At 57.1% G+C, this 620-nt stretch carries 1 protein-coding gene; it reads left to right on the plus strand.

All coding sequences use genetic code 11. The features are described from left to right. Positions 1–620 (plus strand): bacteriophage T4 gp5 trimerisation domain-containing protein (locus ACG74X_RS21325; protein WP_411237329.1); only part of this gene is annotated, 620 nt, incomplete at both ends.

Genomic DNA, 620 nt, shown 5'->3' on the forward strand with positions numbered 1-620 from the left:
GCGCAGGTAAGCTTCGCCTATACCGGACAGAATTTCGCGATGCCGGGCGGCAACACCGAATGGGGCCGGGAACATATTTGGGAAAGCACAGTGCCCGGCATCGACGTCATGGTCGCGCTCGGTCTCGAAATCGACCGTGAAGACGGACGCATGTTTTTCACGTTCCGCATGGTCGGCGAACTGACGTTCGAAGATGAGCGTGGGCGTGAAGAAGTGTTTCTTCGGGCCAGCCGCGATCTGACCGTGAAAGTAGACAATCACGCGACAAGTCGCGTCACTTGTAATTCAGTCACGTCCATCGGTGGGTACCGACTTACCGAGGTCGAAAAATCGGATAGCGTCAATATCGGAACGAGCTTTGCGATGACGGTGGGAGACGGCGCAGGGGGAAGCATCATCGATGGCAAGGAACGGGACGATCCCTTCGGTTTGCGGCCAGCAGCCTATGCGATCGACATGACCCCGCATGTTGGCGGCCGGGGCAGCTACTCTGTGTCCGCGTCAGGTGTGATCCGCTTTGATACTGATGCGTCGTTTTCCGTCGACGTGGATAAATCGGCAAGCGAGCGTATAAGCGAGACAAAGATCGTCAACGTCGGACGCGACTATCGCGTTTCCGT

Origin of the sequence: Marivita sp. S0852, assembly GCF_046591575.1 — a bacterium.
Classification (GTDB): domain Bacteria; phylum Pseudomonadota; class Alphaproteobacteria; order Rhodobacterales; family Rhodobacteraceae; genus Marivita.